The 25,442-nt window shown below is 72.5% G+C and carries 20 protein-coding genes and 1 tRNA gene; 13 read left to right on the forward strand and 8 right to left on the reverse strand.

Annotation, left to right across the window (positions count from 1 at the left end; translation table 11 throughout):
• The first annotated feature begins 118 nt into the window (after positions 1-118).
• Positions 119-742, forward strand: a complete 624-nt coding sequence (locus ACIGW4_RS12940) for a PadR family transcriptional regulator (RefSeq protein WP_399580158.1) — start codon at positions 119-121, stop codon at positions 740-742.
• Between the two features lie 42 nt (positions 743-784).
• Positions 785-2,509 (forward strand): acyl-CoA dehydrogenase family protein, encoded by a 1,725-nt coding sequence (locus ACIGW4_RS12945; RefSeq protein ID WP_398709395.1) that lies wholly within the window; start codon positions 785-787, stop codon positions 2,507-2,509.
• A gap of 7 nt (positions 2,510-2,516) precedes the next feature.
• On the opposite strand, the gene ACIGW4_RS12950 is transcribed toward ACIGW4_RS12945, so the two are convergent.
• The 3 genes from ACIGW4_RS12950 to ACIGW4_RS12960 all read right to left on the reverse strand — a co-directional run bounded on the left by ACIGW4_RS12950 (position 2,517) and on the right by ACIGW4_RS12960 (position 5,275).
• On the reverse strand, positions 2,517-2,867 hold the full coding sequence (locus ACIGW4_RS12950; RefSeq protein ID WP_311319320.1) for an SCO0607 family lipoprotein: 351 nt from the start codon (positions 2,865-2,867) through the stop codon (positions 2,517-2,519).
• Positions 2,868-3,008: 141 nt separating this feature from the next.
• Positions 3,009-3,881, reverse strand: a complete 873-nt coding sequence (locus ACIGW4_RS12955) for a serine protease (protein WP_359590593.1) — start codon at positions 3,879-3,881, stop codon at positions 3,009-3,011.
• 164 nt (positions 3,882-4,045) lie between these two features.
• The gene (locus ACIGW4_RS12960) at positions 4,046-5,275 is read right to left on the reverse strand and encodes an alcohol dehydrogenase catalytic domain-containing protein (protein WP_123456355.1); all 1,230 of its coding nucleotides are present in this window, start codon (positions 5,273-5,275) and stop codon (positions 4,046-4,048) included.
• Between the two features lie 196 nt (positions 5,276-5,471).
• On the opposite strand from ACIGW4_RS12960, the gene ACIGW4_RS12965 reads away from it, so the two are divergent.
• Entirely contained in the window at positions 5,472-5,630 is a 159-nt protein-coding gene (locus ACIGW4_RS12965; protein ID WP_185094688.1) for a hypothetical protein, read from the forward strand.
• A gap of 113 nt (positions 5,631-5,743) precedes the next feature.
• Here the strand turns inward: ACIGW4_RS12965 and ACIGW4_RS12970 are convergent, their stop codons facing one another.
• Complete coding sequence (locus ACIGW4_RS12970) at positions 5,744-6,055, reverse strand: STAS domain-containing protein (RefSeq protein WP_123456356.1); 312 nt, start codon at positions 6,053-6,055, stop codon at positions 5,744-5,746.
• Between the two features lie 202 nt (positions 6,056-6,257).
• Between ACIGW4_RS12970 and ACIGW4_RS12975 the strand changes: the two genes are divergently transcribed.
• The 8 genes from ACIGW4_RS12975 (at position 6,258) to ACIGW4_RS13010 (ending at position 15,156) form a co-directional block, all read left to right on the forward strand.
• Positions 6,258-6,536, forward strand: a complete 279-nt coding sequence (locus tag ACIGW4_RS12975; protein WP_398709392.1) for a polyprenyl synthetase — start codon at positions 6,258-6,260, stop codon at positions 6,534-6,536.
• A complete protein-coding gene (locus tag ACIGW4_RS12980) occupies positions 6,526-7,581 on the forward strand; it encodes a polyprenyl synthetase family protein (RefSeq protein ID WP_123456358.1) in 1,056 nt (351 codons plus the stop codon). The genes ACIGW4_RS12975 and ACIGW4_RS12980 overlap by 11 nt, the downstream gene beginning before the upstream one ends.
• Positions 7,582-7,746: 165 nt before the next feature.
• Entirely contained in the window at positions 7,747-8,910 is a 1,164-nt protein-coding gene (locus ACIGW4_RS12985) for an oxygenase MpaB family protein (protein ID WP_399580163.1), read from the forward strand.
• 108 nt (positions 8,911-9,018) lie between these two features.
• Positions 9,019-9,103 (forward strand) — tRNA-Leu (locus ACIGW4_RS12990).
• Positions 9,104-9,296: 193 nt separating this feature from the next.
• The gene (locus tag ACIGW4_RS12995) at positions 9,297-11,111 is read left to right on the forward strand and encodes an ABC transporter ATP-binding protein (RefSeq protein WP_123456360.1); all 1,815 of its coding nucleotides are present in this window, start codon (positions 9,297-9,299) and stop codon (positions 11,109-11,111) included.
• A 77-nt stretch (positions 11,112-11,188) separates the two neighbouring features.
• Entirely contained in the window at positions 11,189-13,261 is a 2,073-nt protein-coding gene (gene recQ / locus ACIGW4_RS13000; RefSeq protein ID WP_399580166.1) for a DNA helicase RecQ, read from the forward strand.
• Positions 13,262-13,591: 330 nt separating this feature from the next.
• Positions 13,592-14,560: a hypothetical protein gene (locus ACIGW4_RS13005; RefSeq protein ID WP_398709385.1), complete on the forward strand. Its 969-nt coding sequence runs from the start codon at positions 13,592-13,594 to the stop codon at positions 14,558-14,560.
• Positions 14,561-14,646: 86 nt separating this feature from the next.
• Positions 14,647-15,156, forward strand: a complete 510-nt coding sequence (locus ACIGW4_RS13010; RefSeq protein ID WP_399580168.1) for a hypothetical protein — start codon at positions 14,647-14,649, stop codon at positions 15,154-15,156.
• A 15-nt stretch (positions 15,157-15,171) separates the two neighbouring features.
• Here the strand turns inward: ACIGW4_RS13010 and ACIGW4_RS13015 are convergent, their stop codons facing one another.
• On the reverse strand, positions 15,172-16,467 hold the full coding sequence (locus ACIGW4_RS13015) for a YhgE/Pip domain-containing protein (protein WP_398709382.1): 1,296 nt from the start codon (positions 16,465-16,467) through the stop codon (positions 15,172-15,174).
• A gap of 204 nt (positions 16,468-16,671) precedes the next feature.
• Here ACIGW4_RS13015 and ACIGW4_RS13020 point away from each other — a divergent pair, with 204 nt between their 5' ends.
• Positions 16,672-19,194, forward strand: coding sequence for an ATP-dependent Clp protease ATP-binding subunit (locus ACIGW4_RS13020; protein ID WP_399580171.1), 2,523 nt, complete (start codon positions 16,672-16,674; stop codon positions 19,192-19,194).
• An 85-nt stretch (positions 19,195-19,279) separates the two neighbouring features.
• Here the strand turns inward: ACIGW4_RS13020 and ACIGW4_RS13025 are convergent, their stop codons facing one another.
• The 3 genes from ACIGW4_RS13025 to ACIGW4_RS13035 are packed head-to-tail and all read right to left on the reverse strand — an operon-like array spanning position 19,280 to position 23,406.
• Positions 19,280-20,209, reverse strand: coding sequence for a LysR family transcriptional regulator (locus ACIGW4_RS13025; protein WP_399580174.1), 930 nt, complete (start codon positions 20,207-20,209; stop codon positions 19,280-19,282).
• Positions 20,210-20,257: 48 nt separating this feature from the next.
• Entirely contained in the window at positions 20,258-21,100 is an 843-nt protein-coding gene (gene fdhD / locus ACIGW4_RS13030; protein WP_398709379.1) for a formate dehydrogenase accessory sulfurtransferase FdhD, read from the reverse strand.
• A complete protein-coding gene (locus tag ACIGW4_RS13035; RefSeq protein ID WP_398709377.1) occupies positions 21,088-23,406 on the reverse strand; it encodes an FdhF/YdeP family oxidoreductase in 2,319 nt (772 codons plus the stop codon). Before ACIGW4_RS13035 ends, fdhD begins: the two co-directional genes overlap by 13 nt.
• 257 nt (positions 23,407-23,663) lie before the next feature.
• Here ACIGW4_RS13035 and ACIGW4_RS13040 point away from each other — a divergent pair, with 257 nt between their 5' ends.
• Positions 23,664-25,436, forward strand: a complete 1,773-nt coding sequence (locus tag ACIGW4_RS13040; protein ID WP_399580178.1) for an FUSC family protein — start codon at positions 23,664-23,666, stop codon at positions 25,434-25,436.
• The last annotated feature ends 6 nt before the right edge of the window (positions 25,437-25,442 follow it).

A 25,442-nucleotide genomic window follows, 5' to 3' on the forward strand; every position in this document is an offset into this window, starting at 1 on the left:
CGCACAACCTTCCGAACGATCACGAAGCTATCGCCCGCCACTGACAACGCCCGTGAGCCGTGTCTCATCGGTCCAGGTCGCCTTGCTATGCAACTCGTTGCATAGCAAGATCGGGCGCATGGCGCTCGACCACGCGATCCTCGTGTCCCTGCTCGAGAAGCCCGGATCCGGCTACGAGCTGGCCCGGCGCTTCGAGCGGTCCATCGGATACTTCTGGACCGCCACCCACCAGCAGATCTACCGCGTGCTCAAGCGCATGGAGAGCGACGGCTGGGTGGACGTCCGGGACGTTCCCCAGCAGGGGCGCCCCGACAAGAAGGAGTACTCCGTCGCGGGACCCGGACGGGACGCGCTCTCCACGTGGCTGCACGAACCGATCGAGCCCGAGAGCGTGCGGCACGACCTCGCGGTGAAGATCCGGGGAGCCGCCTTCGACGATCCGGCCGCGCTGATCGGCGAGGTCGAGCGGCACAGGCGGGCGCACACCGACCGCCTGGAGCACTACCTCGCGGGCGAGGCGCGCGACTTCCCCGAGACCGAGACCGAGACCGAGACCGAGACCGGGACCGAGACCGGGACCCGCATCGGGACCGGGACCGGGACCGGCGCCGGCGTTCCGCTCGACGCCGAACGGGAGCTCCAGCACGCCGTGCTGCGCGGCGGCATCGCGTACGAGCGGATGATGATCGCCTGGCTCGACGACGTCCTCGCCACGCTCGCCCGGTTCGAAGCCGCCCGCTGAACCGAGCCGTACCCACCCCTCGATCCCTGAAAGGCGGACGTCATGGCCGACCCGCTGCTGTTCAACCCGCACACCTACGATCCCGCCCACTTCGACCCGGAGACCCGCCGGCTGCTGCGCGCCACCGTGGACTGGTTCGAGGCGCGCGGCAAGCGACGGATCATCGAGGACTACCGGACCCGGGCCTGGCTCGGCGACTTCCTCGCCTTCGCCGCGGAGGAGGGGCTCTTCGCGACCTTCCTGACGCCGTCCGCCGCCGCGGGCGAGGGCGAGGGCGACAAGCGCTGGGACACCGCCCGCATCGCCGCCCTCAACGAGATCCTCGGTTTCTACGGCCTCGACTACTGGTACGCCTGGCAGGTGACCATCCTCGGCCTCGGCCCGGTCTGGCAGAGCGACAACGCCGCCGCCCGCGCCCGCGCCGCCGAACTCCTCGCCCAGGGCGAGGTGTTCGCCTTCGGCCTCTCGGAGAAGGCGCACGGCGCCGACATCTACTCGACGGACATGCTGCTCACGCCCGACGGCGAGGGCGGCTTCCGGGCCACCGGCTCCAAGTACTACATCGGCAACGGCAACGCCGCCGGACTCGTCTCCGTCTTCGGCCGCCGCACCGACGTCGAGGGCCCCGACGGCTACGTCTTCTTCGCCGCCGACAGCCGCCACCCGGCGTACCACCTCGTGAAGAACGTCGTCGACTCGTCGAAGTTCGTCAGCGAGTTCCGCCTGGAGGACTACCCCGTCGCCGCCGAGGACGTCCTGCACACCGGGCGCGCCGCCTTCGACGCCGCCCTCAACACCGTCAACGTCGGCAAGTTCAACCTCTGCACCGCCTCCATCGGCATCTGCGAGCACGCGATGTACGAGGCCGTCACGCACGCGCAGAACCGCATCCTCTACGGCCGCCCGGTCACCGCCTTCCCGCACGTGCGGCGCGAGCTGACCGACGCGTACGTCCGGCTCGTCGGCATGAAGCTGTTCAGCGACCGCGCCGTAGACTACTTCCGCACCGCCGGTCCCGAGGACCGCCGTTACCTCCTCTTCAACCCGATGACGAAGATGAAGGTGACCACGGAGGGCGAGAAGGTCATCGACCTGATGTGGGACGTGATCGCCGCCAAGGGCTTCGAGAAGGACAACTACTTCGCGGAGGCCGCCGTGGAGATCCGCGGCCTGCCGAAGCTGGAGGGCACGGTCCACGTCAATCTGGCGCTGATCCTGAAGTTCATGCGCAACCACCTGCTCGACCCGGTCGCGTACGAGCCCGTCCCGACCCGTCTGGACGCGGCCGACGACGCGTTCCTCTTCCGGCAGGGCCCGGCGCGGGGTCTCGGCTCGGTCCGCTTCCACGACTGGCGGCCGGCCTACGAGGCGTACGCGCACGTGTCCAACGTGGCCCGTTTCCGCGAACAGGCCGACGCCCTCTGCGAGTTCGTGCTCAAGGCCGCCCCCGACGAGGAGCAGAGCCGCGACCTCGACCTGCTCCTGGCCGTCGGCCAGCTCTTCGCGCTCGTCGTCCACGGCCAGCTGGTCCTGGAGCAGGCCGCCCTGACCGGCCTCGACGAGGACGTGCTCGACGAGCTGTTCGCCGTCCTCGTCCGCGACTTCTCCGCGCACGCGGTCGAGCTGCACGGCAAGGACTCGGCGACCGAGCAGCAGCAGCTCTGGGCGCTCGGCGCCGTCCGGCGCCCCGTCGTCGACGAGGCGCGGTCGGAGCGCGTCTGGCAGCGCGTCGAGGCGCTGTCGGGCGCGTACGAGATGAATCCCTGACGGCCGGTCAGCCCTGCACCACCCGGCCCTCGGCGTCGACGACGACCGTGGACCAGTAGCGGTCCCACTCATCGTCGACCCACTCGGGCACCTGGCCCTCGGGGTAGCGGACGTAGCCCTCGGGGGGCTCCTGGCCGTCCGCCACGCAGTCGCCGCCGCTGGTGTTGCCGACGGCCTTGACCGGGTAGTGGCCGGAGCCGCAGACCCGGTCGTGGATCTGGAACCCGCAGCCCGTCAGGAGGAGGGCCGAGGCCAGGCCCGCGGCGGCGAGGCCGGGGAGGGAGCGCCGGGCGAACGCCCCGCCGGTCGTGCGGTGCTGCGGACGGGGTCGTCGGGTCTGCTGTGCGGTCACTGTCACGGGCCTCTCTCGCTGGTGCGCACAGTCTCGGCGAGCCCGAGGTCCCCGTGATGAGTACGCGTACTCAACCGGCCCTGAGCAGGGCGCCCTCTCCGCCGGCCACCCGCGTCCGGGCGGTGGCCGGCGGAGAGGGCGGGGGTGTCACGGCTTGGGCAGGGCGCAGCCGGCGCGGTTCAGGTCGATCACGCTGCCGGGGCCGATGCAGGGGACGATCGTGTACGTCTCCTGCGCGTAGTTGATGCCCTGGCGGACCGTCACGGCGCCGTTCTGGTCGACCTCGCACGGGTTGTTCACCGTGCAGCTCTGGCCGTCCTCGTTGCCCGTGTTGTTGACGGCGACGACCTTGCCGGTGTTCCGGTCGATGACCGGCGAGCCGGAGGTGCCGCCGATGGTGTTGCAGGTCGAGGTGTAGCGGACCGAGTCCTTCCAGGTCCAGTCGCCCTCCTTGAGGCGGTAGACGAACCCGTCGATGTCGCAGCTGTAGGTCCGCTTCCAGTACCCCGAGACCACCGTGATCGGCGTACCGGCCACCGGGTGGGTGTCGTTGAGGGTCAGGGCGCTGATCCCGTACGTGCTCTGTATCTGCGCGTAGGTCTTGGTCAGCTGGTAGATCGAGACGTCGGTGTCGGTCATCGTGCCGTACGCGATCTTGCTCGCGCGCAGGGTGCCGACACCGGTGCCGGCCGAGTTGAGCAGCGTGAACGAGCGGCTGGAGCGCTTGTTCAGGACGACCTCGCCCGGCGCCGGGAAGCCGGTCTCCAGGCAGTGGCCGTTGGAGAGGACGAGCGCGGGGTCGCTCGGCAGGGAGCTCGGGGTGCGGACGACGGAGCCGGAACAGTTGCTGAGCGCGACCGTTCCCGCGAAGTCGACGGCGGTCACGGCCTGGGTCTGGGGTGCGGAGGCCGGAGCCGGGGCCTGTGCGACCGTCTCCCGGGGTGCGGAGGCCGCGGCCGGGACCGCTGTCGCGCCTGCCAGGAGCAGGGCGAGCAGGGTGCCGGCGAGAGGCTTCTTCATGTGGGGGTTCCCCTCTGATGGCTGTGCAACCGAAGATCCTTCGGTTGTCATGCACATTCTTTGGAGGGGGGACCCCAACTGGCAAGACCGCCGCCCGGGTTGAGGAGAAACGCGTCAGGGCCGCTTCGGAACGGTCCGAAGCGGCCCCGGGGGCGTCGCGGGGATCAGACGGCCGGCGGCTCCGCGGTGGAGGCCTCACCGCCCGAAGGGCGCGCGTCGGGGGAGAAGAGGATCTTCACGGCGCCGTCGCGCTTGGCCTGGAACATGTCGTACGCCTCGGGCGCCGCGTCCAGCGGCAGCCGGTGCGTGGCGAAGTCGTCCACGCCCAGGGGATCGTCGTCGGTGAGCAGGGGGAGCAGGTCGTCGACCCACCGCAGCACGTTCGCCTGGCCCATGTGGAGCCGGAGCTGCTTGTCGAACATGGCGAACAACGGCATCGGGTCCGCGGCGCCCCCGTACACCCCGGAGAGCGACACGGTTCCGCCGCGCCGCACCAGCTCGACCGCCAGGTGGAGCGCGGACAGCCGGTCCACGCCGTAGCGGCGCATCATGCGCCCGGCGAGCCCGTCCGGGAGAAGGGCGACCATCGTGTGCAGTCCCTTGGCGACCGGGGCGCCGTGCGCCTCCATGCCGACCGCGTCGATCACCGCGTCGGGGCCCCGTCCGTCCGTGAGGTCCCGCACCCGGTCGATCAGCCCGTCGTCGGACAGGTCCAGGGCGTGCACCCCGCGGGTCGCCGCCCGGCTGCGCCGCTCGGCCACCGGGTCGATGCCGACGACGAGGCCGGCGCCCCGCAGCAGGGCGATCCGCGCGGCCATGTCGCCGATCGGACCGAGGCCCAGCACCACGACCGAACCGCCCGGCGGGACCTCGGCGTACTCGACGGCCTGCCACGCCGTCGGCAGCACGTCCGAGAGGTAGACGAACCGGTCGTCCGGCGGCCCCTCCGGCACCGGGATCGGCAGGGCGTCCCCGAACGGCACGCGCAGGTACTCGGCCTGGGCGCCCGGCACCTGCCCGTACAGCTTCGTGTAGCCGAACAGGGCGGCGCCCGTGTCGTACGCGTGCACCTGCGTGGTCTCGCACTGGGAGTGCAGCCCCCGCGAGCACATCGCGCAGGTCCCGCAGGACACGTTGAACGGCACCACGACCCGCGCGCCCGGCCGCAGCCGCCGCACCTCCGCGCCCACCTCCTCCACCACGCCCATCGGCTCGTGCCCGAGGACGTCGCCGGCGTCGAGGAACGGCCCGAGGACCTCGTACAGATGCAGGTCGGAACCGCACAGCCCGCTCGACGTGATCCGAACGATCACGTCCGTGGGCTCCTGCAGCACGGGGTCCGGCACCTGCTCCACCGAGACCTTCCGCCGGCCCTGCCACGTGACGGCCTTCATGGCGGTCCACCTTCCCGTCCGTCCGGGAGCACGGGCGCTTCCCCGTCCCGGAAGCTCGGCGATGTCGCTGCGGCGGCTACCCGGGGCGAGCGGGCCTACTCGCCCCGCTCCGGAGGAGTCGACCGCACCCTCCCGGGTAGCCGCCCCTTCGAGACCCCGATGGCACCACCGGGCTCGACCCGAGGAGCCGGCCGCGATGAACACGCGGATCGACACGACCGCCGACGACGAGATGCACCGCCACGATTCCACCCTGCGCACCTGCCGACCCGCCCGGACGAGGCCGGACGACCTGGCACCGGACGAGCGGGACGGCGGCGACCCGGAGCGGCACATCGTCCGGGGGGACGACTGACCACCGGAACCCGCCACGCCACGGCCGCCGCACGCACCGCGCGGCGGCCCGCCCGCGTCCCGCCGGCGCGGAGCCGCCGCACGGAGCCGGTGATACGGAACCGGTGGACCGTCTCAGTCCGACACGGCCGGGCCGAGGACGAAGAGGCCCTCCGTGCCCGTCAGCTCCAGCAGCCGCACCATCTGATGGCTGGGGGCCGCGAGCCTGAACGTGTGCCCCGAGACCCACGCCCGCTCCCTGGCGGCCAGCAGCGCGTTGAGTCCCGCGGAGTCGCAGAACGACGAGTTCCGGAGGTCGACGACGACCTCGGAGCCGGGGGGCGTCTCCTCGACGGCCCTCATGAGCGCGGTGCGCAGCTCCTCCGCGCTGTTGAGGTCCATGTCACCGATCACACGGATCACGTACGGATCGTCACGGACTGCCATCACACGCCTCCTCGTACGTCCGGCACCTGCCCGGCACAGCCCGCTTCACGCCTTCCGGCCGCGCCTGCGCCGCCGGACGGGGCGGGCCCGGGCCCCGCACGACTCGTACGCATCGGCGAATGGATCACTCGTTGGTGAGTTCCGCCGCCCCGCCCGCCGGCCGGACGCCACGCTGGGGGCGAAGGGCGACAGGGGAGGGGACGTGACGCGAGGACCGGGATCCCGTGGGGGTCTGGACGAGCGGGCGGTGTTACTGGCGGCGGGGCTCGCGGATCTGGCGGTGAGCACCTTCGGCTCGGGCCTCGGGCTCGTACGGGGGCTGCTGAGGCGGTCGGACACCGCCGAGATGGCGGCCGAGGCCGAGCGCGAGCTGGAGGCGCGCGGCCGCCTCGTGCTCGACCGGTACGCGTCCCCACCGCCGGCGCACCTGGAGGTTCTCGCCCGGCACGTGCTGGCGCGGCGGGCCGGCGATGGCGGCTGAGCGCTGGGAGCCGGCCGCGTTCAAGGCGCGCGTCGACGAGGTGCTGCGGAACCACGCAGCCCAGGAGGCCGAGGAGCTCACGGCGGTCGACCCGGCCCTGGGCCCGGTGGCGGACCAGCTGGAGGCGGCGGTCGCGGACGGCAAACGGCTGCGGGCCGCGTTCTGCTACTGGGGCTGGCGCGCGGCCGGGCAGCCCGACAGCGACGCGCTGGTGCGGGCGGCGGCGTCCATGGAGCTCGTGCACGCGGCCGCCGTCGTGCACGACGACCTGATCGACGACAGCCCGCTGCGGCACGGCCGGCCCACCGCGCACATGGCCCTGCGCGGCGCCGTGGAGCACCACCCGCGGCCCGCCGCGGGAGCCCGGTCGCTCGCGATGCTGGTCGGCGACCTGCTCATGTCGCTCGCCGGGCAGCTCTTCGTCACCAGCGGCCTGCCCGCCGCCTATCTCGGCCGGGCCCGGCCGCTCTGGGCGGCGCTCGCCCGGGACCTCGTCGCGGGGGAGTCCCTGGAGATCCTGCGCACGGGCGCCGCCCCGGACACGACGGCCTCGCTGAAGGTGATCCGCTACAAGACCGCCAAGTACACCGTCGAGCAGCCCCTGCTGATCGGCGGCGCCCTGGCCGGCGCGGGCGGCCGACTGCGCGAGGGCTGTTCCGCGTACGGGGTGCCGCTGGGCGAGGCGTTCCAGCTGCGGGACGACCTGCTCGGCCTGTTCGGCGACCCCGGGGCCACCGGCAAGGCCGACGCCGACGACGTGCGCGGACACCGGCCCACCACCCTGCTCGCCGAGACCTGGCGGCTCGCCGGTGCCGAGGAACGCGGACGGCTGCGCGAGCTGCTCGGCCGGCGCGACCCCGACGGGGACGCCCTGGAGGCCGTACGCGAGGTGATGCGGCGGCTCAAGGCACCCGACCGGGTCGAGGCCATGATCACCGAGCGGGTCGAGGAGGCCCTCCGCGCCCTCGACGGGTTGAACCTGCCCGCGGCCCCCGCCGCCGCGCTCACCGCCCTGGCGCACTCGGCCACGATCCGCCGTTCCTGACGGAGACCGGCGAGGAACGCGCGGACCGATGCGGAACGCGCGGACCGCGCCAGAAGACGCAGACCGACCCGGAACACGCGGACCGACCCGGAACACGCGGACCGACCCGGAACACGCGGACCGGACCGGAAAACGCGGACCGACGCAGAACAAGGAGCCCTGCCCATGACCCCCACCGAGGCGTCCATGGACGCCCTGCGGCACGTCGGCGACGAACTCGCCGACGCCACGGTCGCCACCCTCTTCGAGCGCGGGGAGGTCGGCACGTTCAACACCCTCATGCGGTACGTCTCCACCGCCGGCTCCCCCCTGCCGGACGGGCTGCCCGAGGTCGCCCGGGAGTACCTCCACGTCACGAGCGCCCCGCCGTCCTGGGTGGACTGGGAGGAGATGGAGAAGGCCCGGCTGTTCTTCATCGACAACAGCGTGCACATCTCCACCGCGCTCTCCTTCGCCTCCATGCCCGCCTGCTACCTCGTCCCGCACGTGGCGAAGCTGCTGTCGGCGACGCACGGCCTGAAGTACCCCTCCAAGCGGATGGCGGAGACCGGCCAGTTCACCGTCTACCTCATGCGGCCGGACGCCTTCGAGGCCGGCGGCCGTTTCGTCCCGGCCGCGCAGAAGGTCCGTCTGCTGCACGCCTCCATCCGGCACCACCTCCGGCGCGAGAACCGCTGGGACGTCGGGAGCGACGGGGTGCCGATCTGTCAGGAGGACATGATCGGCGGGCAGATGTTCTTCTCGATGCTCGTCCTCGACAGCCTGCACCGCCTCGGCATCCACATGTCCACCGAGGGCGCCGAGGCCTACTCCTACGCCTGGCGCGTGGTCGGCGCGATGCTGGGCGTCGACCAGGACGCCGTCCCGAAGACCCTCGACGAGGCCCGCCGCTTCCTCGACCTGTACATGATCCGCCACATGGGGCCCTCGCCCGAGGGCGTCCACCTCACCCGGCAACTCATCGACCTCTACGAGGAGGTCGTCCCCGGCACCTTCTTCGACCCCGTCGTCTCCGCGCTCATCCGCCACCTCGTCGGCGACACCTGCGGCGACTGGCTGGAGGTCCCCCGCACGCCCTGGGACACCGTCGTCAAGGCCGTCCCCCACCTCCTCGGCGTCCTGGAGACCATCGAGGACCGCTCCCCGCTCGGCGCCTGGGCCCTGGACCGGCTCGGCCACCTCACCACCGTCCTCGAACTGTCCTCCCTCACCCGCGGCCGCGTCATGCACTACGCCATCCCCGAGCACCTCAAGAAGGACTACGGCCTCCCGACGGGACCGCCGCGCACCCGCCGCTGGACCCCGCCGGCCGCCACGGTCTCCCCGTGACGCCCGCCCCGCCCCGCTGACCACCGGAAACGTGGGTGAGGAGCACCCCGAAGGCCTGGTAGATTGTTCTCTGTCGCCGCGGGGGAAACCCCGGAACGACAATCACCCGTCCGGGTGGCGGAATGGCAGACGCGCTAGCTTGAGGTGCTAGTGCCCTTTATCGGGCGTGGGGGTTCAAGTCCCCCCTCGGACACAAGAAGAACACCACGTGGTGGTCGGGATCTCCCGGCCACCACGTGGTGTTTCCGCGTGTCGGAACGAGGGGCCGGGGCGGCCGCGGGCCGTGTTCCCGACCGGACGGTCGGACGAAAAATGCTTGGACCGCGCGAGCACCCGCACGGGAGACTCCTTTTGCTCACCTTCGGTACGACAGCACAGGGTTGGGTATGGGATCACCTGAATCGAGCGAAGGTCTGCCGAACAAAGGCTCGGTACTCCTCGCGGTCCGCTTCTACGCACGGGAACTGGTCCGCCTCCGACGGCTGGCCGCCCCCGCACTCCTCCTGCCGGCACTCGGCAACATCGGCATCAACTACATCGCCCCTCTGGTCGTCGCCAAGCTCGTCGGCCACCTCGCCGACGGCGGCACCGGCGGCCTCGGCCCGCTCCTCCCGTACGTCCTCGGCTTCGCCGGCGTCCTGCTGCTCGGAGAGGCCCTGTGGCGCGTCGGGCTGCACTGCCTGAACCGCGTCGACGCCCGTGGCATCGAGAACCTGTACGTCATCGGCATGGACGAACTCTTCGCCAAGGACGCCGCGTTCTTCCACGACAACTTCGCCGGATCGCTCACCAAACGGGTCCTCAGCTTCGCCTCCCGCTTCGAGGAGTGCGTCGACACCCTGACCTTCTCGGTCATGGGCAGCTTCGTGCCGCTCGTCTTCGCCTCGGTGGTGCTCTGGCAGTACGACCCGCTGCTCGTCGTCGGACTGCTGCTCCTCATCGCGGTCACCGGCGTGGGCGTGGTGCCGCTGATCCGCCGTCGGCAGGCGCTCGTCGCCCGGCGCGAACAGGCGATCGCCCGGGTCTCGGGCCACGTCGCCGACAGCCTGACCAACATGGACACGGTCCGGTCCTTCGGCGCCGAGCGCCGCGAGGCCGCCGAGCACCGCTCCCGCGTCGCGGAGTCGCGGAAGCTCACCCTGCGCTCCTGGGACTACGGCAACCTGCGCATCGACACGCTCGTCGCGCCGATGTCCGTCCTGACCAACGTCCTCGGACTCGTCCTCGCCGTCGCCCTCGGCGGGGGAGACCACGGCGTGGAGGCCGTCATCGTCGCCTTCACGTACTACGCCAACGCCACCCGGATCATGTTCGAGTTCAACCAGATCTACCGGCGCCTGGAGAGCTCGATGACGGAGGCCGCGCAGTTCACCGAACTCCTCCTCGACGAGCCGACCGTCCTCGACCCGGCGACCCCGGAACCCCTGAGGCCCAAGGACGCCGAGGTGCGGTTCGAGAAGGTGACCTTCGCCCACGCGGGCGCCGAGCCGCTCTTCGAGGGCCTCGACCTGGACGTGCCCAGCGGCGCGAAGATCGGTTTCGTCGGCCGGTCCGGCGGCGGCAAGACCACCCTCACCCGGCTGCTCCTGCGGATGACGGACATCGACGGCGGCCGGATCACGATCGGCGGCCAGGACATCAGCCGGCTCCGCCAGACCGAACTGCGCAGCATGATCGCGTACGTGCCGCAGGACCCGGCCATGTTCCACCGCACCCTCCGGGAGAACATCGCCTTCGCCCGGCCGGAGGCCACCGAGGCCGAGATCCGGCGCGCGGCCGAGGCGGCCCACGTCACGGAGTTCGCCGACGCCCTTCCCGAGGGCTTCGACACCATGGTCGGCGAGCGGGGCGTGAAGCTGTCCGGCGGCCAGCGCCAGCGGGTCGCCCTCGCCCGGGCGATCCTGCGCGACGCCCCGATCCTGCTGCTCGACGAGGCGACCAGCGCCCTGGACTCCGAGAGCGAGATGCTCGTGCAGGACGCGCTGTGGCGGCTCATGGAGGGACGGACGGCGCTCGTGGTCGCCCACCGGCTGAGCACGGTGGCCACCATGGACCGGCTCGTCGTCCTCGACCGCGGACGGATCGTCGAGCAGGGCACGCACCAGGAGCTGCTCGACGCCGGGGGCGCCTACGCGAAGCTGTGGCAACACCAGTCGGGCGGCTTCATCGACGACGCCCCCGCGGCGGCCGGCCTGCGGTGACACGGCCCCCTCGGGAGTCGTCCACAGGTTCTCCCGGGCGGGGCCGGGGTGTCGGCGCGGGCGGCTAGGCTTCAGAAATGGTCCTTTCCGACGCTCCCGCCGCCCCCGCCGAGACCTCCGACGCCGCGGGGGTGCTCCACCGCGTCTTCGGCTACAGCTCCTTCCGCGGGCAGCAGCAGGAGATCATCGAGCAGGTCGTCGGCGGTGGCGACGCACTCGTCCTGATGCCGACGGGCGGCGGCAAGTCGCTCTGCTACCAGATCCCGGCCCTCGTCAGAGCGGGCACGGGCGTCGTGATCTCGCCCCTCATCGCCCTGATGCAGGACCAGGTGGACGCGCTCAGGGCGCTCGGGGTGCGGGCCGGCTTCCTGAACTCGACACAGGACCCGTACGAGCGGCAGGCCGTCGAGCAGGCCTTCCTCGCGGACGAGCTGGACCTGCTCTACCTGGCCCCCGAGCGGCTCCGCACCGAGGGCACCCAGCGGCTCCTCGACCGGGGCACGGTGTCGCTCTTCGCGATCGACGAGGCGCACTGCGTCGCCCAGTGGGGCCACGACTTCCGGCCCGACTACCTCGCCCTCTCCATGCTCCACGAGCGGTGGCCGAAGGTGCCGCGGATCGCGCTGACGGCGACCGCCACCGAGGCCACCCACGCCGAGATCGCGAAGCGGCTGGGCCTGGAGGACGCCCGGCACTTCGTCGCAGGCTTCGACCGGCCGAACATCCAGTACCGCATCGTCCCGAAGAACAACCCGCTCAAGCAGCTCCTGGAGCTGATCAGGACCGAGCACGAAGGGGACGCGGGCGTCGTCTACTGCCTCTCGCGGGCCTCGGTGGAGAAGACGGCGGCCGCCCTCGTGGAGCACGGCATCGACGCCGTCCCGTACCACGCCGGCATGGACGCCCGGACGCGCGCGGAGAACCAGGCCCGCTTCCTGCGGGAGGACGGGGTCGTCGTGGTGGCGACCATCGCCTTCGGCATGGGCATCGACAAGCCGGACGTGCGCTTCGTGGCCCACCTCGACCTGCCCAAGTCGGTCGAGGGCTACTACCAGGAGACCGGCCGCGCCGGCCGCGACGGGGAGCCGGCCACGGCGTGGCTGGCGTACGGCCTCCAGGACGTCGTCCAGCAGCGCAAGCTCATCGACGGCTCCGAGGGCGACGAGACGCACCGCCGCTCCCTCGCCATGCACCTGGACGCCATGCTCGCCCTCTGCGAGACGGTCGACTGCCGCCGCGTGCGGCTCCTGGAGTACTTCGGGCAGACCGGCAAGCCCTGCGGGAACTGCGACACCTGCCTGACGCCGGGAGAGTCCTGGGACGGGACCGTCGCCGCGCAGAAGCTGCTGTCCACCGTGTGGCGACTGGCGAAGGAACGGCGGCAGAAGTTCGGCGCCGGCCAGATCATCGACATCCTCCAGGGCAAGAGGACGGCCAAGGTCATCCAGTTCGACCACGACCAGCTGTCCGTCTTCGGCGTCGGGTCGGACCTGGGCACCGCCGAGTGGCGCGGGGTCGTCCGCCAGCTCCTCGCCCAGCGGCTGCTCGCGGTGGAGGGCGACTACGGGACGCTCGTGCTCACCGAGGACAGCGGCGAGGTGCTCGGGGGACGCCGCCAGGTCCCGATGCGCAAGGAGAAGGCCGCCGCCCCCGCCCGCAAGGAGCCAGGGGCCCGCTCCGGCAAGGGCGCGCGCGTGCCGGTCGATCTGCCCGCGGCCGCCGTGCCGGTCTTCGAGGCCCTCCGCGCCTGGCGGGCCGAGACCGCCCGCGAGCAGGGCGTGCCGGCGTACGTCGTCTTCCACGACGCGACGCTCCGCGAGATCGCGACCCGCCTGCCGACCACCGTCGCGGAGCTCGGCACCATCGGCGGCATCGGCGAGGCCAAGCTCGCCAAGTACGCCGAGGGCGTCCTCGCCACCCTGGCGCAGTCCGGGGGCGGGGGGACGGACGACGCGGGCACGGGCGGTGCGGGTCCCGACGGGGCCGCCGCGTCCTCCGCGCCCGCGGGCCCGGCGCCCGCCGCCGCGGCCGCTCCGACCGCTGCCGTGCCGACGGCGCGCAGGGCCGAGCCGGACCTTCCGCCGTCCTACGACGAGGAGCCGCCGTGGGACGAGGACGAGCTCGAACCGCCGTGGGACGAGGACGAATAGGCCGGATCGCCCCGGTCGCCGGAGGCCGTATCGAGACATCCGATACGGCCTCCGGCCGTTTTCCAGCGGCGGGACACGGCCGGGGGATCCCTCGGTGGCGGTCCGCAAGTCGGCGCTCCGGGTGGGGCTTTGACCAGTGATGATCTTCGGATGTACGGTTCTCCCGAGTCTCCCGGGGGGCGACCGGGGTACGCCTCGGACGCGGACGACGACGGCGGTGTGGGCCGGAGCACAGTGCGCTTTTCGGCCACTGCTTCAAGGTGTCACCGAGCCGCCCCTCGCGCGGCTGCCAGGAGCCCTGAAACCCCGCACGTGAGGAACCCGCCGCCGATGACGAGCAGCCCGCACGGAATCCTGCGGACGGGTGTGACGCTTGCCGTGGCCGCCCTCGCGCTGAGCGCGTGCTCCACCGGACAGCGGCCGGCGGACGCGGCGCCGGAAGCCGCCGCCACCACCGCCGCGGTGCGCTCCGCAGCCGACCCGTCGTCCTGGACCCTGCCCATGCAGGCGTACCGCCCCACCGCCGAGCAGGCCAGGACCCTCGCCCGCGCGGAGCAGAAGCTCGTCGGCCGGTGCCTCCAGGAGTTCGGGATCCCCTGGAAGCCGGCGCCGGAGCTCCCCCCGATCGGCCCGAAGAACATGCTCGACTGGCGGTACGGGATCCACGACGCGGAGATGTCCGCGAAGTTCGGCTACCAGGTGGACCCGGCCCAACAGGCCCGCTACGACGAGGCTTTGCGCGAGGCCGACGCGCGCCCACGGCTCTCCGACGACCAGCAGCTGGTCCTGGGCGGCACCGACGTACCGGCCGAACTCCTGCGGAAGGTCGGCCCCGAGGCCCGGCGCGGTTACTACGAGGGGCGGAGGATCCCGGAGGGCGGCTGCTTCGGCCGGGCCCGCCGGACCCTGGGCGGTTCGGCCCAGGGAGTCTCCCCGCTCGTGCAGCGGCTCACGAACGAGTCGTACCCCGCGTCCATGGAGGACCCGCTGGTGAAGGCGGTGTTCGCCCGCTGGTCCGCCTGCATGAAGGCCAAGGGCTTCGCCTACCCGGCGCCCATGGCCGCCAACGACGACCCCCGGTTCCGGCCCCGGTCCGAGGGCGCGTCCCGCGCGGAGATCGACACGGCGCTCGCCGACATCGCCTGCCGGGCCACGCACCGGGTCGCGGAGGTCTGGCACGCGGCGGAGGTCCGGATCCAGCGCGCGTCGGTCGCGCGCAACGCCACGGCGCTCGCGGCGGACCGCCGAGCCCTCGACGCCTCCCTGCGCGAGGCGGCGGACGTCCTCGCCCGCCCCTGACCCCCGGACCTCCGTCCTCGTCCGTTCCTGTTCCCGTTCCCGTTCCTGTTCCCGTTCCTGTTCCGACGACCACTGTGGAGACCCCTGTGAAGACCTCGACCACCGCGCGGCGCGGCCGCCTGCGCACCGCCTTCGTCGCCGCCCTGATGGGCGCCTCCGCCCTGACCGGCGCGGGCACGGCCCACGCGGAGGGCAACCCCACCGCCTACATCAGCAGCGACGAGGACACCATCATGTCGAGCCAGAAGTGCGCCGGCTCCTCGGATGAGTTCCGCTTCCGCCTCTACTACAGCCCCAACTACTCGGGCGCCTGGGTGAACATCGGTCACGACATCTACGACATGCTGGCCCTCAAGATGCCGTACACCCCGGCCACGCCGCTCCGCTTCTGCCCCAACACCGGCTCGGGCAGCGGCCAGGCCGCCGGCAACAACGCGGCCTCCGCCTACAACTGGTACGACGGCTACTCCGCCAACGTGTACTACAGCGCCGGCTACAAGGGCGCCTACGACTACGTCGGCAGCCGGTCCGGCGTCTCCACGCTGGTGAACACCCGGAACGACAACCGGTCCATCCGGTTCAGCGTCTCCTGGTGACCGCTCGGTGATCGCTCACTCGGGCTGCGGCGTGAGGCGCCGCAGCCCCCTGCGGTCGTAGTAGTGGGTCATGGCGAAGCCGAACGCCAGGGCCCCCGCCGTGCCGACCGCGATCATGATCCAGCCGCGGGCGAGCCCCGCGTCGGCCCGGGCGTCGAAGTACAGGATGGACCGGACGCCCGAACTGAGCTGGTGCATCGGCTCGAAGATCCCCAGGAACCGGTAGAACGCAGGGGTGGCCTCCAGGGGGACGGTGGCCCCGGAGGAGGGAAGGGCCAGCGCGATGAAGACGAACATGGACACGAGCTGGCCGATGCCGCCGAAGGCCGCGTTGATGGCCTGGACGCCCAGGCCGACGGCGACCGTCGCGCAGTAGGAGAAGAGCCACAGCATCGGCAGGTGGTCGGCGTCCATGTCCAGGATCCCGATGGTGGCGACCATGACGAGCGTGGTGGTCAGGAGCGAGATCCCGGCGGTCATCAGCATCTTCAGGAGGAGCGTCTGGGTGCGGCTGACGGGAACGGTCGGACGGCGGGTGTGCCAGGGGCCGATCTCGCTGTCGGCGTAGCCGAGCGCGGTGTCGACGGCGCTGTTGACGAGGTTGCCCCCGATGAAGCCGCCCAGGACGAGCAGCAGCGTGTAGTAGAAGGCGGTCAGGCCCAGGCCGCTGTGCCGGCCGATCGGATGACCGACCCGGGTGACGACCGCGACGGGGTCGGACAGGAGCACCCGCGTGGTCGGCACGGCGGAGGTGGCCGCGAGCCGCTTGCCGATGGTCAGCGAGGCCTGGTGGGCCGCGCCCTGGTTGATCTGGGACGCCAGGGACGAGCCCAGGCTGCCGAGGCCGGGGTTGGTGAGCACGGTCAGCGTCGGACGGGTCGTCGCCCGGTTCGTGGTCAGGGCCGCGACGGACGCGGTGAAGTCCGCCGGGACGACCAGGGCGCCGAAGACCTTGCCCGAGGCCAGCGCCTCCTGGGCGGCGGCGCGGTCGAGACGGCGCCAGTCGATGGTGGTCTTCGAGGAGCCCACCGTGGCGACCGAGTCGGTGATCTGCTTCCCCAGGTTCTCCCGCTGCCCCGGCAGCGGACGGCCCTGGTCCTCGTCGACCAGGGCGATGGGCAGCCGGTCCAGGTGGTCGCTCGGGCTGAGGATGCCGCCCATGTAGAGGAGCGACAGCAACAGCGACACCAGGGCGCACAGGACGGTCGGTACGAGCCACAGCTTGGGGTGCCGTACGAGCGCGGAGGCGCGGACCTGGGGGCCGGGGGCCGGCTCCGGGGCCGGGGTGTTCGGGGGAAGCGCGGAGGTCATGGGGCCATCGTCGGCGGACGGAGCCGCGATCCGGGCATTTCGGGCGTCCGTGCGGGGTGGCGTGTCGGCGTGCGTACGGGGCGGCGGCCCGTCCCCGCGTCGAGCGGGCGTGCCGGCGTGCCGTCGGTCCCGCTCCGATTGCGGGGCGACCGGTGCCGGGTTTGAGTGGGGAAGACCCTCTTTCGCGCCTTCAGGAGAGCTGCCATGTCGATGGCGTTCGGTTCACCCTTCGGTTCGTCGGATCCGTTCAGCGACCTGTTCAACCGGTTCTTCGGCATGTCGCCGGCCTCGTCGCCCCCGGCGGTGCAGCGCGTGCCCATCGGACGGCTGCTGACCGAGTCCTCCCACGAACTGCTGAACACGGCCGCGCGCAAGGCCGAGGAGGACGGCAGCTCCGACCTGGACACCGAACACCTCCTGTGGGCGGCGACCCAGGTCGAGCCGACCCGCCGGCTCCTCTCCCAGGGCGGGGTGAACCCCGACAAACTCGCCGACCGGCTCGCCGCGGCGGGTCCCGGGGAGTCCGCCGAGCCGTCCGCCCAACCCGGGATCACCCCGGCGGCCAAGCGGACCCTCGCCGCCGCCCACGCCTACTCGCAGGCGGCCGGCCTCTCGTACATCGGCCCCGAGCACATCCTCAGCGCCCTCCTGCACGACGCCGACTCCGGGGCCTCCCGCTTCCTGCGGCCCGAGGACGTGGACGTGAAGAAGCTGCGCGGCCTCGCCGACCAGGCGGCCCGGCCGGGCCGCCCGGAGCAGGGCGGCGCCCCCGCCGCCGCGAAGCAGTCGGCCACGACCCTCGACGAGTACGGCCGGGACCTGACGGAGGAGGCCAGGGCGGGGAAGCTCGACCCGGTCGTCGGCCGGGCCGACGAGATCGAGCAGACCGTCGAGATCCTCTCCCGCCGCTCCAAGAACAACCCCGTGCTCATCGGCGAGCCCGGCGTCGGCAAGACCGCCATCGTGGAGGGCCTCGCCCAGCGCATCGTCGCGGACGAGGTCCCCGACACCCTGAAGGGCAAGCGGGTCGTCTCCCTGGACCTGTCCGGCATGGTGGCCGGAGCGCAGTACCGGGGACAGTTCGAGGAACGCCTCAAGAAGGTCATCGAGGACGTCCAGGAGGCGAGCGGCGACATCATCCTCTTCATCGACGAGCTGCACACCGTCGTCGGCGCCGGCGCCACCGGCGAGGGCTCGATGGACGCGGGCAACATGCTCAAGCCCGCCCTCGCGCGCGGCGAACTGCACGTCGTGGGCGCCACCACCATCGACGAGTACCGCAAGCACATCGAGAAGGACGCCGCCCTCGAACGCCGCTTCCAGCCCGTCCTGATCCCGGAACCCACCGTCGAGGAGACCGTGCAGATCCTCGAAGGACTGCGGGACGCCTACGAGGCCCACCACCAGGTCCGCTTCGCCGACGGCGCCCTCGCCGCGGCGGCCGAGCTCTCCGACCGCTACATCAGCGACCGCTTCCTGCCCGACAAGGCCATCGACCTGATGGACCAGGCCGGCGCGAGGGTACGGCTCCGCAGCGGCGGCCGCTCCACCGAGGTGGTCAGCCGCGAGGACAGGCTCGCCAAGCTGGGGCGCGAGAAGGACCAGGCCGTCGCCCGCGAGGACTTCGAGAAGGCCAAGGAGCTCAAGGAGCAGATGGCCGAGATCGAGGGCGAGCTCGCCGGGATCGAGGAGCGCCGCGAGGGCGTCGTCTCGGTCACGGCCGCCGACATCGCCGACATCGTCTCCCGCCGCACCGGCATCCCCGTCTCGCAGCTCACCGCCAGCGAGAAGGAGAGGCTCCTCAAGCTGGAGGAGGAGATGCACGCCCGGATCGTCGGCCAGGACGAGGCGGTCACCGCCGTCTCCGAGGCCGTGCGCCGCAACCGGGCCGGCATGGGCGACCCGAACCGGCCCGTCGGCTCCTTCCTCTTCCTCGGCCCCACGGGCGTCGGCAAGACCGAACTCGCCAAGACCCTCGCCGAACTGCTCTTCGGCGCCGAGGACCGCATGATCCGGTTCGACATGAGCGAGTTCCAGGAGAAGCACACGGTCGCCCGGCTCGTCGGCGCGCCCCCCGGATACGTCGGCTACGAGGAGGCCGGACAGCTCACCGAGAAGGTCCGCCGCCAGCCGTACAGCGTCGTGCTCTTCGACGAGGTCGAGAAGGGGCACCCCGACGTCTTCAACACGCTGCTCCAGATCCTCGACGACGGACGCCTCACGGACGGCCAGGGCCGCACAGTCGACTTCCGCCACTGCGTCGTCATCATGACGTCCAACATCGGCGCCCACCGCATCCTCGCCCACGAGGGCGACGCCGCCGAGCTCAAGGACGAGCTGATGGAGGACCTGCGGGGACGCTTCCTGCCCGAGTTCCTCAACCGTATCGACGACATCATCGTCTTCCACAGCCTCACCGAGAAGGACCTGTCGGAGATCGTCGACCACCTCCTCGACCGGAGCAAGCACCGCGTCCACGCCCAGGGCCTGACCCTGGAGGTCACCGAGGCGGCCAAGAAGCTGCTCGTCGCCCACGGCTACCAGCCGGCCTTCGGCGCCCGGCCGCTGCGCCGCACGATCCAGACCGAGCTCGACAACCGCGTCGCCACCCTCCTCCTCGGCGGCGAGGCGGACCCCGGCGACACGATCGTCGCGGACGTCGTCGACGACTCGCTGCACTGCACGGTCCGCAAGCACGCGGAGGCCGGGAGCACCGCCGTGGCCTGACGGCCGCCGTGCGAGAGCCGGGCACGGGGCCGTCCCGAGCGGCCCCGTGCCCCTTTCTCACCTCGGGCACCTCACCCCGGCCGTCTCACCTCGGTACGGAGTCCCCCGGGAGGCGGTCGAGCGTGCCGGCGACATCGGTGCGGCCCGCGACCTCCCGGAGCGCGCGGGCCAGCACCGACTCCGGCTCCCGGACGACCGTCACCAGGCCCATCGGCACCGACCGCGCCGGCTCCGTCATCGGCACCGCACGCATCCCGTACGGCACCCCGAAGACGTGCAGCCAGGTGTGCGGCACGATGCCGGCCCACCGGCCGGTCCGCACATGGGCGAAGAGCGCCGCCACCGAGTCGGTCTCCACCCGCGGCGAGGGCCGCACCCCGGCCTCGGCGAACACCTCGTCGAGCACCTGACGCCCCTGCATGGACCCGGTCAGCAGACAGAGCGGCAGTCGCGAGGCCTCCGCCCAGGTCGCCGTCGCCCGGTGCGCGGGCGTGTCGGCGGCGCCGGTCAGGAGCACGTACCGCTCCTCGTACAGCGGCACCGCCCGGAAGTTCTCCGCGAGCCCCTTGTGCAGATACGTCACCCCGGCGTCGAGCTCGAAGTCCCGCAGCTGCCGCAGGATGTCCTCCGACCGGAGGTCCGCCGCCACCTCCACGTTCACCAGCGGGTGCGCCAGGCAGAACGGCGCCGTCAGCAGGGCGACCGCACCGGACGCCGTCGGCACCGAACCGATCCTCAGCCGGCCGCTCAGACCCGTCCGCAGCGCACCGACCTCGCTCTTGAGGGCGTCACGGTCGGCCAGGAGCCGCTGCGCCCACACCACGATCCGCTCGCCCTCGGGCGTCAGCCCCTCGTACCGGCGGCCGCGCAGCACCAGCGGGACGCCGAGCTCGTCCTCCAGCTTCCGGACCGCCTCCGAGAGCGCCGGCTGGGAGACGTGACAGGCCTGGGCGGCGCGGGCGAAATGACGCTCCCGCGAGAGGGCCACCAGGTACTCGAGTTGACGGAACAGCACCCCACGGGTCTACCCGACCGCCCGCCGCAGCGCCAATCGGCGCCGCCGTCACCCCACGGCCGAGGGCTCCGCCTCCAGCCGGTCGTCACCGCAGTAGACGTTCATCGACGTGCCGCGCAGGAAACCGACCAGCGTCAGCCCGCTCTCCGCGGCGAGGTCCACCGCGAGCGACGAGGGCGCGGACACGGCCGCGAGCAGCGGGACACCGGCCATCACCGCCTTCTGCACCAGCTCGAAGGAGGCCCGGCCGCTCACCATCAGCACCGTCCCGCGCAGCGGAAGGAGACCCGACCGCAGGGCGTGCCCGACGACCTTGTCCACGGCGTTGTGCCGGCCCACGTCCTCCCGCAGGCACAGCAGCTCGCCCTCGGCCGAGAACAGCCCCGCCGCGTGCAGCCCGCCGGTGGCGTCGAAGACCTTCTGGGCCTCCCGCAACCGGTCGGGGAGCGCCGACAGGACCTCGGGCCCGACGCGCAGCGGGTCCTCCGCGACGGACCAGGCGGCCGTGGTCCGCACCGCGTCCAGGCTCGCCTTGCCGCACAGCCCGCAGGACGAGGTCGTGTAGAAGTTCCGCTCCAGGGACGCGTCGGGGGCGGCCACACCGGGCGCGAGGACGACGTCGACCACGTTGTACGTGTTGCCGCCGTCGGACGTGGCACCCGCGCAGTACCGGATCCCCGCCACGTCCCCGGCGGAGCGCACCACGCCCTCGCTCACCAGGAAACCGGCCGCCAGGTCGAAGTCGTCGCCCGGGGTGCGCATCGTCACGGTCAGCGGGCGCCCGCCGACCCGGATCTCCATCGGCTCCTCGGCGGCCAGGGTGTCCGGCCTGCGGGAGGAGGCCCCCTCCCGCAGGCGCAGGACACGGCGGCGCACGGTCACGCGTCCCATGCCCGGCTCCCCTCCGGCACGGCGGTACGGGCCGGCTCCAGGCGGATCAGGACGCCCTTGGACGTCGGGCAGTTGCTGATGTCGGCGACGCTGTCCAGCGGCACCAGCACGTTCGTCTCGGGGTAGTACGCCGCCGCGGAGCCCCGGCTCGCGGGGTACGCGACCACCCGGAAGCCCTCCGCGCGCCGCTCCCGCCCGTCGTGCCAGACGCCCACCAGGTCCACGAGCCGGCGGTCGGCGAGGCCGAGCTCGGCCAGGTCCGCGGGGTTGACCATGACCACGCGGCGGGCGTCGTGGATGCCCCGGTAGCGGTCGTTCGGCGCGTACCAGACGGTGTTCCACTGGTCGTGCGAGCGCAGGGTCTGCAGCAGCAGGTGCCCCGGCGGGACGTCCGGCATGGTGAAGTCGTTCCGGGTGAAGACGGCCTTGCCGCTCGGGGTGGGGAAGACCCCCCGGTTCACCGGATTGGGCAGGTGGAAGCCGCCGGGCACGGCCACCCGGGCGTTGAAGTCCTCGAAGCCCGGGACGACGCGGGATATCCGGTCGCGAACGGCGTCGTAGTCGGCCTCGAACTCCTCCCAGGGGACGTCCGGTTCGGCACCGAGGGTGAGGCGGGCGAGACGCGCGACGATCGCGACCTCGCTGAGCAGGTCGGGGGAGGCGGGCGGCAGCTTGCCCCGGGAGGCGTGGACGTCGCTCATGGAGTCCTCGACCGTGACGAACTGCTCGACGCCGCCCTGCACGTCCCGGTCGCTGCGGCCCAGCGTGGGCAGGATGAGGGCGGTCTCGCCGCAGACCGTGTGGGAGCGGTTGAGCTTGGTGGAGACGTGCGCGGTGAGCCGGCACCGCCGCATCGCCTCCTCGGTGACCGCGCTGTCCGGAGTGGCCCGGACGAAGTTGCCGGCGACGCCCAGGAAGACCTTCGCGCGCCCCTCGCGCATGGCGCGGATGCCGTTCACCGCGTCCAGGCCGTGGTGGGCCGGCGGGGTGAAGCCGAACTCCCGCCCCAGGGCGTCGAGGAAGGCCTGCGGCATCCGCTCCCACACGCCCATCGTGCGGTCGCCCTGCACGTTGCTGTGGCCGCGCACCGGGCACACGCCCGCGCCGGGCCTGCCGATGTTGCCGCGCGCGAGGAGGAAGTTGACGACCTCGCGGATCGTGGGGACGCCGTGCTTGTGCTGGGTCAGGCCCATCGCCCAGCACACGATGATCCGCTCGCTGCGCAGGACCCGCTCGAAGACCTCCTGGATCTCCTCCCGGGACAGCCCGGTCGCCCTCAGGACGTCCTCCCAGGAGACCTGCCGCGCGTGCTCGGCGAAGGCGGCGAAGCCGGTCGTGTTCCGCTCGATGAAGTCGCGGTCGAGGACGGTGCCCGGAGCGGCGTCCTCGGCCTCCAGGAGCAGCCGGTTCAGGGCCTGGAAGAGGGCGAGGTCGCCGCCGGCGCGGATGTGCAGGAACTGGTCGGCGATCGGGGTGCCGCGGCCGATGATCCCGCGCGCCTTCTGCGGGTGCCTGAAGCGCATGAGTCCGGCCTCGGGCAGCGTGTTCACGGCCACGATCCGACCGCCGTTGCGCTTGGTCTCCTCCAGGGCCGACAGCATCCGGGGATGGTTGGTGCCCGGGTTCTGCCCCACGACGAAGACCAGGTCCGCGTGGTGGATGTCGTCCAGGGAGACGCTGCCCTTGCCGATGCCCAGCGTCTCCGACAGCGCGGAACCGCTCGACTCGTGGCACATGTTGGAGCAGTCCGGCAGGTTGTTCGTGCCGTACGCGCGCGCGAAGAGCTGGAGGAGGAAGGCGGCCTCGTTGTTCAGCCGGCCGGAGACGTAGAAGAGGGCCTCGTCGGGGGAGTCGAGCGCCTTCAGTTCGCCGGCGAGCAGTCCGAGCGCCTCGTCCCAGCCGATCGGCTCGTAGTGCGTCGCACCGGGCCGTTTCACCATCGGTTCCGTGAGCCGGCCCTGCTGGTTCAGCCAGTAGTCGGACATGCCGTCGAGCTCCGCGATCGAGTGCTCGCGGAAGAAGTCCCTCGTGACGCGGCGCGAGGTGGCCTCGTCGTTGATGTGCTTGGCGCCGTTCTCGCAGTACTCGTTCCGGTGCCGCTCGCCCGGCGCGGGCTCGGGCCAGGCGCAGCCGGGGCAGTCGATGCCCTTCGGCTGGTTGATGTTCAGCAGGGTCAGCGCGGTGCGTCGCGGGGACGTCTGGCTCAGGGAGTACCCGAGGGCGTGCGTCACGGCGGGCAGGCCCGTCGCCCAGGTCTTCGGCGGGGTGACCCTCAGGTCGTCGACCGGGTCCTCGATGCCGCTCATGCTCTGGTCCGCCTCATTTCCTCGCGCATACCGGATTCTCGCCGCAGAGCAGATTCGGCCCGTTCCCGGGCGAAGTCAAAGAGAAGTTTTCGATGAGCTGATAGGTGCGGCCTATCGCTCGCTTTTTCTCTTCGCGGACGAGTACGGATACGAGTACGGGAACGAGCACGGGCACGAGTACCGACAAGTGATACCGATGACGTCATCAGAAATGCCTCTTTGACTTGCGAAAGGAATTCACCGAGGGTGAGCGGGTCATGAATTCCTGTCGCCGGCGCCCGTCGGGCGGGCCGCGGCGCGCCGCCGCCCGGCTGGGGCGCGCGCTCTCCCCGAGGGGCGCGCTCGCCCTGCAGAGCGTGGACGGCGCCCTGTCCTTCGCCCTGCGCGCCGCGCTCGCCATGGCGCTGCCCGCGCTGCCGATGGCGCTCGCGGGACGGGCCGACCAGGCCGTCTACGCGATGCTGGGGTCCTTCACCACCACCTTCGGCCGCAACCTGCCCTACGCGCGCCGCGCCCGGGTGCTCGCCGTCGTCGCCGTGGCGATGACCGCGTGCGTCGGCTGCGGCGCGGCCCTCGCCGCCTGGGCCCATCTCCGGGACGGCGGAGCGGGCGCCGCGGTGACGGTCGCGGCCACGGCCCTGGTCGCCGGTCTCGCGAAGTTCGCCTGCGACGCGGCCCGGCTGAGCGGACTCGGCGCGGTGCTGCTGCTGTTCTCCTTCGCGGTCGCCGCCAACGGCGCCTCGTCCCCCGCCGACGTCCTGCCCCGGGCCGGCCTGGCCGCGTGCGGAGCGGCCGTCGCCTGGACCCTCGCCGTGGCGGGCTTCCTCGTGCACCCGGACCGTCCGCAGCGGCTCGCCGTCGCCGCGGCCCTCCGCGAGCTCGCGGACCTGTGGGAGACGGGCGGCGACACCGGACCCGTACGGCACCGGGCGACCGCCGCCGTCCTCCAGGCGTACCGCACGCTCGGCGTCCTGCCCCCGTCGGGCGCCGAGCGGCGCGGCCGGGACGACACCTGCGTACGCCTCGCCGATCTGTCCTGGTCGCTGCTCGTCGGCTCCGCCCGCCACCCGCGGAACGAACCGGCGGGCCTGGCCCGCGCCCTGCGCGACCAGGCCGGGCTGCTGACCGGCCGGCGACGACGGCCTCCCCGGATCCTGCCCGACCCGGCGTTCTCGGTCCTGACCGCCCGGGCCGGCATGCCCGCCCCCGGTTCCGGGCCCGGCCCCGAACCGCGACCCGCCCCGGCTCCCGCCGGTCCGACCACCCTGCGCGCCGCCGAGCTCCGTGCCGCCGCCCTGGTGACGGGGGCGGCCCACGGGCGCGGGGCGGTTCTCCTCGTGCCGGCCCTGCGGATGGTCCTCGGTACCGGTCTCGCGGGCGGGGCGGCCCTCCTCCTGGGGCTCGGGCACGGCTACTGGGCGGCGATCTCCGCCGCCGCCGTCCTCCACTCGGTCAACGTGCGGACGGCGGCCCAGCGGGCCGTCCAGCGCACCCTCGGCACGGTCGCGGGCCTGCTGCTCGCCCTCGGCGTCCTCGCCCTGGGCCCCGGGCCCGTGGCGCTCGTCCTGGTGATCGTGCTCCTCGAGTTCCTCCTGGAGTACGTCGTCGCCCGCAACTACGGCCTCGGCGTCGTCTTCCTCACCCCGCTGGCGCTGCTCCTGACCGATCTGGCCGCACCCGCCCCGGCCGGGGACCTCGTGCGGGACCGGGCGCTGAGCAGCGTGCTCGGCGTCGGCGTCGCGCTCGGCTGCGCGCTGATCGTGGTCCACGACCGGGCGGCGGTGCGGGCGGAGCACGCGCTCGCCGCCTGCACGGCGGCGTCGGAGCGGGCCGAACGGGCCCTGGGGGAGGGCGCCGTGCGGTCGTTCCCGCTCGTGCAGACGCGGCTCGCGGCGGCCGCGGTGGAGCTGCGGGAGGCCGACGACGCCGCCGCGGGCGAGCTGTGGCAGGCCGAGATCGACCCCACCGAGCTGGCCGCCGCCGAGCGGCGCGCGTACCTCCTGCTGGACCGGCTGGCCCGCCAGGGGTGACCGGGC

Origin of the sequence: Streptomyces sp. NPDC053513 (genome assembly GCF_044544765.1) — a bacterium.
In the GTDB taxonomy this organism is placed as follows: Bacteria; Actinomycetota; Actinomycetes; order Streptomycetales; family Streptomycetaceae; genus Streptomyces; species Streptomyces litmocidini.